Genomic DNA, 6,655 nt, shown 5'->3' on the forward strand with positions numbered 1-6,655 from the left:
AAGCGCGCTTCGTCTTCGTACCTGCTCCAACTGGCCGGCGGTGAGCTTGGTCACCGACTCCAGGAATCTCTTGAACTGGCGGGCGTTCATCGACTGCTCTCGTCATATCAACGACCAAAGTCTAGCAGCTATCCACGCTTAACCTGAACAGCGCCTATTCATTGCTGAGATTGAATAGAATTAACGATAATCTCCCATAAAGCATGGATCGAAACAATGTGCAGCCATAAGTGCCGCCGGCATGAAAAAGGTGCCCGCCGGGGGACTGGGCACGAAACTGTTCTTCGTCACGCGATCATTCTCGCCATGCGCGGGATCTGAGTGATGCAGGCACGCCTTAGGCTGCCGCTGTGGTACGCATGCGGAGCATTGGCCGGCCAGCACCCACGCGGAATCGAGGGCCCCGACGAGGAGCCGCTCCCACAACGCCTGGTGGCCAGATGGAGATGGCTTCGGCGCGATTCCGCTGGCATGGAGATATCGCAGCAGGTCGGTGCAGCCCTCCCGGCGCTTGCTCATCATGACCTCTCCCGGCTGGTCTTCGCGTTTCGTAATTTCCTGTAATACAAGGCTAGGAACTAAATTCACGGAGAGACACCACCCAGATGGATTAGGGCTGTATTTGGTACAACCCATTCAAACACAAGATCAATGCATTACCTTTAATACAATAACGTCATGTCGTGGAAACCCGGCACGCTGTGCGGCAGGCAATGGTACGCGCCAGGGCACTAGACGCACCGGGCCAGCCGTCCCTGAAGGCCCGGGCGATCCGCTTGTACCATGGGAGAAAGGCCTGCCGTAATGACCAGCTCAAGGCCAGGCCGGAATACCGGCACGACCTGGGCAACCTGCGCAGGCGCCTCGCCATCAACCATCCGGATTACTGCTCCGTGGGGTTCTTTGCGCCATCGTCGGCCACGCTATCTTGGCTCATCGGCTCGTCTTTCATCTGCTGCTCGTTCATGCTGTCGGGGCTCGCCGGTTCGTCCTTCATCGGCTCCACAGCCATGCCACTGTAGTTCTGCGCATCGCTCTGGGCCCCTTCCTGGGCCGTGACTTCATGATTCATCAGGCTTTTGATGGCGATGTCGCTAACCGTGTCATCGGCGGCAAGAACGCCGGCGGCTGTGAACGCCAGGCTGCAGGCAAGTGCGGCGGCGGTGAACTTGTTCATGATGGTCTCCCTCAGCGATTCAATAACGGCCCGGGACATCCTGGGGCGAGGCGACGCCAGTCCCGGGGTTCTACCACTATGCTCGGCCAAGCGGGTAACAAGAAAAGTGGTAATCCACGCCAAAAGGCATGGGCAAGATCCCCCAATGCAAGGCGGTGCGGATCACGCCCCCATCATTCATCGCCTGTACGATGCGGCTCCTTGGTGAGTAGCCCTACCTCATCTGTAGGGTGTTGACCCATGGCAAGCGTGGCCGGCCACCAACAAAATGCAAAGGCCAGGAGGAATCAAGCGCCGCGGCGTGTCGCTGCCATCCCTTTGACGACACGCAACCGGGAGATGCAAATGAAAACGAACGCCTTGACCTTCATCGCCGTTTCCATCGCCTTTGCGCTTGGCCAGGCAGCGCCCGTTTTCGCCCAGCAGGCCACCAGCAAGGACAACGGCAGCTTGCCAACGGACACGTTGGCGATCGTGAATGGCGTGGCGATTCCGCTAGCGCGGCTCGGCGATGCCATGCGCGCGGCGCGTCAGCCGGATACGCCCGAGCTGCGCCGGCTGTTCAAGCAGGAGCTCATTGCCCGCGAGGTCTTACGCCAGGGCGCCGAAAAACAGAACTACGGCTTGAAGCCGTCGGTACAGGAAGCGGTCAATGCCACCAAGGCTGCTGCGGAGACAGAACTCTACTTGCGGGACAACATCCATCCCGAGCCGATCACCGACGCACAAGTCAGCGCGCGCTACAACGAGATCGTTGGCTCGATGGGCAACGAGGAGTACAAGTTGCGGATTCTCTCCGTGGCTGACGATGCTACGGCAGCGAAAGTGCTTGAACGATTGCGTTCAGGTGCGGCCTTCGACGCGCTCGTGCGCGAGTACAGCATTGCTGCGAGCAAGGAAGACGGTGGTGAAATGCCATGGGTCAGTTTCAAGACGCCGGCGGCCGAGGGAAAGACGCAAGGTGTGCCGTTGGCGGTCGCGCAGGCCGTGACGCAACTATCCGCCGGCGGCGTTACGCCCGCGCCGATTGCCGTCGATAACGTTCGCGTGATTGTCAAGCTGGAGGCCAAGCGGGCGACCCAGGTGCCGGCATTCGATCAGATGAAGGGCGCCATTCGCCAGCAGCTGCAAGTGCTCGCGCTAAAGAACGCGAGCGCTGGGTTCATCAATGCCCAGATGCAACGCGCGGCGATTCAGCAGTAGTGACGGCAGGCGCCTCCTGCCGGCTGACGGGAGGCGGGGTTATCAAACGCCCCGAGCGTCATGCGCGCGCACCCGGCGCCTATGGGCTCCTGCTACCGCTCAAGCGCCGGTAGTGCGCCATCACCATCGGCACGTAGCTTTGTGTTTCCGCATACGCCGGGATGTGATAGCCCGCCCGGATCACCGCATTCTCTCCCGCGTTGTACGCCGCCAGTGCCAGCTCAACATCGTCTCTGAACAGATCCAGGAGAAAGCGCAGGTATTTGGCGCCGGCCAACACGTTGTCGCGGGGATTGAGTATGTTGCCCGCGGAGAACCGCCTGGCAGTCTCCGGCATCAACTGCATCAGGCCCCGCGCTCCCTTCTTGGACACCGCGTTCGGGTTGTATCCGGATTCGACCACGATCACCGCCGTTATCAGCGCCGGTGGCACCCGGGCATCGCGGCTCGCCTCGGCAATGATCTCGGCATACTGAGCGGAATCCATCGTCGCGGAAGCGGCGGCGGCATTGTCCTTTCTTGCACCCCGCGCTGCCGGCTCGCTAGAGGTGACAACCAGGTGCAGCGCCGGATTGCCCGGTCTGTCTGTCAGGGTGATCGATCCATCGGCACCGACGGCGCCGAATATCTGAGCCTTTGCCACGCGCGGGCAAGCCAGGCCCAGCGCGAAGGACGCAATGAGAAAGCCAGCTCTCAGCAAAGGCGGCAACACGCGAGCACGCATCTGGATATCCCCCAGACTGCATTGTGCGGATGAGCAACGCGATGCGGCATGGGTTGGTTCCCTACTGCTGCGGTGGGACAAACCATCGTATCCCATTGCGCCCCGCCCGAGGGCGGCGCTAGCGATGCGCACTATCCCGAGCCAATGGTAGATGCACCCAAGCGAGCAGGAGTAGATCTCCCCCTTAACGACTGCGCACGGCTGACCTAGAGTTTTCTGTAAGACTGAAGCCGAGCGGAAGGCCGACGGGAGAGCCGCAATGAAGACCCTCTGTGCTGTGATTAGAAGCGCCGTGCTTGCGCTTTGGCTGATCGTCAATTTTGGCTTCCTTCCGCGGACAGAAGCCAATCCGCTTTTTGCCAGGCAAACCGGCCTGAATTGCGCGTCCTGTCACACGATCTATCCTGAGCTGACACCGTTCGGGCGGAAATTCAAGCTTGGCGGATACACGCTGGGTGAACGCGAGAAGGTGCCGCTAGCGCTGATGGCGGTCTTCTCGCGCAACTCCATCAACGACAACACCGACAAATCGACCGGCGATAAGCTCTTCGGCAAGAACAACGAGTTTGTTGCGGAAGCCATCAGCCTGTTCTCCGGCGGGAAGATCACGGACAACGCCGGTGCTTTCATCCAGTGGACCTACAACAACGTCAGCACCACGGATAACCAGACGTTCTCCGGGCACAGTGCGCTCGACAATACGGATCTACGTGTCGTGAAATTGTTTGGGTCGGAAGAAAAGCCAACGATTATCGGCCTGACATTGCACAACAATCCCACCGTTCAGGACGTTTTCAATACGGCACCGGCCTGGAGCTTTCCGTACTGGAGCCCGAGCATCGCGGCCCCGGGCCGTGGCACATCAACGTTCCTGGAGTCTGGTGCCCGGGTTGCGGGGATTGGCGCCTATGCGCACGTGCTGGATTCCCTGTACCTTGAGGCGACCTCATACCAAACGGCAAAAGGAGCACTCTCTGTCTTGCGCGCGGGCACCCCGGATAGTCAAAGGGTTTCACTATCTGGCGCCAATCCGTACTGGCGAATCGCTTATACCATCGGCAATGAACACCAGAACTTCATGATCGGCCACTTTGGAACCATTGCCTCGGTCGAAGTGCCGGACAGCGGCGGAACACCCGCGGACCGGTTTCGCGATCTTGGTTTCGATGCCCAATACCAGTTCTTCAGCAAGGATGATCGCCACATCATCAGCGCACAGGCCGCCATGATCCACGAAAAAACCGACTGGCGATCCGGCTTTCCCAACGGGAGCAATGACAATCCCAGCTCGAGCCTGCGTTCGACCCGAGCGAAGATCACCTATCTGTTCGACCGCACCTATGGCATTACCGCCGGTGCATTCAAGGTGACGGGCGACGCCGATTTCGCCAGATTTGGCACGACAACAGGCAAGCCGGATACGACGGGCTATCTCGTCGAGCTGAACTATTGGCCGAAATTCAAGTTTGCCTTTGACCCGCAAATGAACGTCCGATTTGGTCTTCAATATACGGGCTATACCAAGTTCAATGGTAGCCACTCGAACTACGATTCGACGCTCAGACGCGCAGCGGATAACAACACGCTGTTCTTCTATGCGTGGTTCATGTTCTGAGCCCGTATCAGGGAGGAAACACCGTGAAAAAAGTCATACCGTTGTCCCGCCGAAACTTGCTTCGTCGCGGCACCATCATGCTCGGATCCATTGCTCTGATTCCGATCGCGATTCACTCACCTGCCGCCAAGGCCGCTTCCGCGACGAAGGGGATGCTCCACTACCAGGAGAGCCCTAAGGATGGGAAATCGTGCTCCGACTGTACTTCGTTCAGGCCCTCGACAGCACCGGATTCCGAAACTGGCACCTGCAAGATTCTGGAGGGCCTTATCAGTCCTCACGGGTGGTGCATGGCGTTTTCGCGCCGCTGAGTCCGCATCCCGGAGCAAGGCTGCCTTCCGGGAGTGCCACGGGGAGCCAACCATCGATCTGCTGCGGCTTGAGACGCAGGTGACGCCGCTCCTCAAGCCGTAGAGCCTGGACATCGGCTGCTTTTCTTGAGCCATTACGCAATATGCGACACGCTCTCGATCATCGGCTTTTCAATGCAAAAACGATAACCAGGAGAGCGACAAGCGCCGCCAGCCATTTCAAGCTTGCGACCAGCTTGCCGAGCTTCTCCACCAGTACGCCAATGGCATCTGCCTCGGTGGGGTTTATCGGCTCTTGAAGCGACGGCACCTCGTGCGAACCCTGTTCTTCTTCGAGCCGGCGCAAGCTGACTTTCGCAAGATCCAGCGAGAGATGAACAACATATCCGCTTGCGATTTCCGGCGACTCCACGGTGATATCGCTCTTGCCGGGCCTGAGGAACAAGCATGCCTCCCCAGGCAGCGCAGCCATACCCTGGTCGGACATGTAAACATTGCGCAGGCATAGCCCGACCTTGACGGCGGTGAGCCGGCCGCTCTCAACGCCCTCGCAAAGCGCTTGCAAAGCGCTTGCAAAGCGCTTGCAGGCTGCTTTCTGGCACGTGGCACGACGCCCACCACTGATCCGGTTCCTGCATCTCGCGGTCAGGGCGGTTGTAGCCAAACCTTGCTGTGCCAAGCGGCGCGTTGGAGAAGGCAATGCCAAGCGCTTCTTGCCATTCGCGAAGGCCTTGCTGGTCTGCCACGCCGATTTCGCGAGCGGCGAAGGAGATCTGGACCGTACGCGTGCCGCTCTCGGATTCACCCATGATGGACACGCGACAATCGTCGAAGCGCGCGGTCCCGTGGATGTAGGTAGCAAGCGTCGATTGCGTTGCGCCTCCGGCTGGCTCTAGTTCTGGGACGACCTGGAGATCCTCCAAGGTAAGCCACAGTGACTTCGCGGGGTAAAACGTCTGCGGCTTGCCAAATGCGCCAACGTGTTCGAGCGTGTAGCCACGGTGCTCCTCGATTTTGAATACAACGCTCTCTTCGCCACACGCCGCGTATTTTCTCTGGCTCAAGCGCGGAAGGTCGTTTTCCACGAAATGCTCGGGATCGAGAGACGTCAGGTGCGGCCCGGCCGCGCCATGCAGGCTATCCAGGGCAACACGCGGCCGGGCGCCTTGGAAAATGCGGGAGCCGGAAACCCGGAGATCCGGAGATCCGGCTTGCGAGCCGGGGCCGTCAGCGCTGAGCGTTGAGCGCTGCCAGCCACCTGATGCCGCAGACGCTAGTTCAAAAATTCTGAATAAACAATCCGGATAAGACTAGTCTAACGCATCGATGGCTCTCCTATAGTTCGTTACATGGACGGCGCGCATAAACAAAGCAACGTTCTGGCAGTCGCAGCGAACAATCAATGAAATTCAACGAATTTTAAGATACTGGAGAACATCATGACCAAGACCTTCGCCCTCAAGCTCGCTTCCACCCTCGTGTTGTCGCTCGCCGCCATCGGCGCCGCCCAGGCCGCTTCCGCCAAGGACACCCTTGCCGGCGACAAGTACGGCTATGAATTCCGCACCTCGGTGCCCGCCGACAAGTACGGCTACGACTTCCGCGCAACCGACGCCTTCACCAAC

The 6,655-nt window shown here is 59.4% G+C and carries 7 protein-coding genes and 1 pseudogene; 4 read left to right on the forward strand and 4 right to left on the reverse strand.

Annotated elements, in window-relative coordinates:
• Nucleotides 1-883 precede the first annotated feature (883 nt).
• The gene (locus tag AB4061_RS40060; RefSeq protein ID WP_441641586.1) at nucleotides 884-1,177 is read right to left on the reverse strand and encodes a hypothetical protein; all 294 of its coding nucleotides are present in this window, start codon (nucleotides 1,175-1,177) and stop codon (nucleotides 884-886) included.
• A 345-nt stretch (nucleotides 1,178-1,522) separates the two neighbouring features.
• Here AB4061_RS40060 and AB4061_RS40065 point away from each other — a divergent pair, with 345 nt between their 5' ends.
• Nucleotides 1,523-2,380 (forward strand): peptidylprolyl isomerase, encoded by an 858-nt coding sequence (locus AB4061_RS40065; protein WP_441641587.1) that lies wholly within the window; start codon nucleotides 1,523-1,525, stop codon nucleotides 2,378-2,380.
• Between the two features lie 79 nt (nucleotides 2,381-2,459).
• Here the strand turns inward: AB4061_RS40065 and AB4061_RS40070 are convergent, their stop codons facing one another.
• Nucleotides 2,460-3,104, reverse strand: coding sequence for a lytic transglycosylase domain-containing protein (locus tag AB4061_RS40070; protein ID WP_441641588.1), 645 nt, complete (start codon nucleotides 3,102-3,104; stop codon nucleotides 2,460-2,462).
• Between the two features lie 259 nt (nucleotides 3,105-3,363).
• Here AB4061_RS40070 and AB4061_RS40075 point away from each other — a divergent pair, with 259 nt between their 5' ends.
• Together AB4061_RS40075 and AB4061_RS40080 are read left to right on the forward strand one after the other, a co-directional pair.
• Nucleotides 3,364-4,719, forward strand: a complete 1,356-nt coding sequence (locus tag AB4061_RS40075) for a cytochrome C (RefSeq protein ID WP_441641589.1) — start codon at nucleotides 3,364-3,366, stop codon at nucleotides 4,717-4,719.
• A 152-nt stretch (nucleotides 4,720-4,871) separates the two neighbouring features.
• The gene (locus AB4061_RS40080) at nucleotides 4,872-5,030 is read left to right on the forward strand and encodes a high-potential iron-sulfur protein (protein ID WP_441641592.1); all 159 of its coding nucleotides are present in this window, start codon (nucleotides 4,872-4,874) and stop codon (nucleotides 5,028-5,030) included.
• 160 nt (nucleotides 5,031-5,190) lie between these two features.
• Here the strand turns inward: AB4061_RS40080 and AB4061_RS40085 are convergent, their stop codons facing one another.
• Both AB4061_RS40085 and AB4061_RS40090 read right to left on the reverse strand, forming a co-directional pair.
• The gene (locus AB4061_RS40085; RefSeq protein ID WP_441641590.1) at nucleotides 5,191-5,517 is read right to left on the reverse strand and encodes a hypothetical protein; all 327 of its coding nucleotides are present in this window, start codon (nucleotides 5,515-5,517) and stop codon (nucleotides 5,191-5,193) included.
• A 52-nt stretch (nucleotides 5,518-5,569) separates the two neighbouring features.
• Nucleotides 5,570-6,115: a hypothetical protein gene (locus tag AB4061_RS40090; protein ID WP_441641591.1), complete on the reverse strand. Its 546-nt coding sequence runs from the start codon at nucleotides 6,113-6,115 to the stop codon at nucleotides 5,570-5,572.
• A gap of 354 nt (nucleotides 6,116-6,469) precedes the next feature.
• Here AB4061_RS40090 and AB4061_RS40095 point away from each other — a divergent pair.
• Nucleotides 6,470-6,655: pseudogene (locus AB4061_RS40095) on the forward strand (hypothetical protein); the annotation flags it as partial.

This window comes from Cupriavidus sp. YAF13 (genome assembly GCF_052113425.1).
Classification (GTDB): domain Bacteria; phylum Pseudomonadota; class Gammaproteobacteria; order Burkholderiales; family Burkholderiaceae; genus Cupriavidus.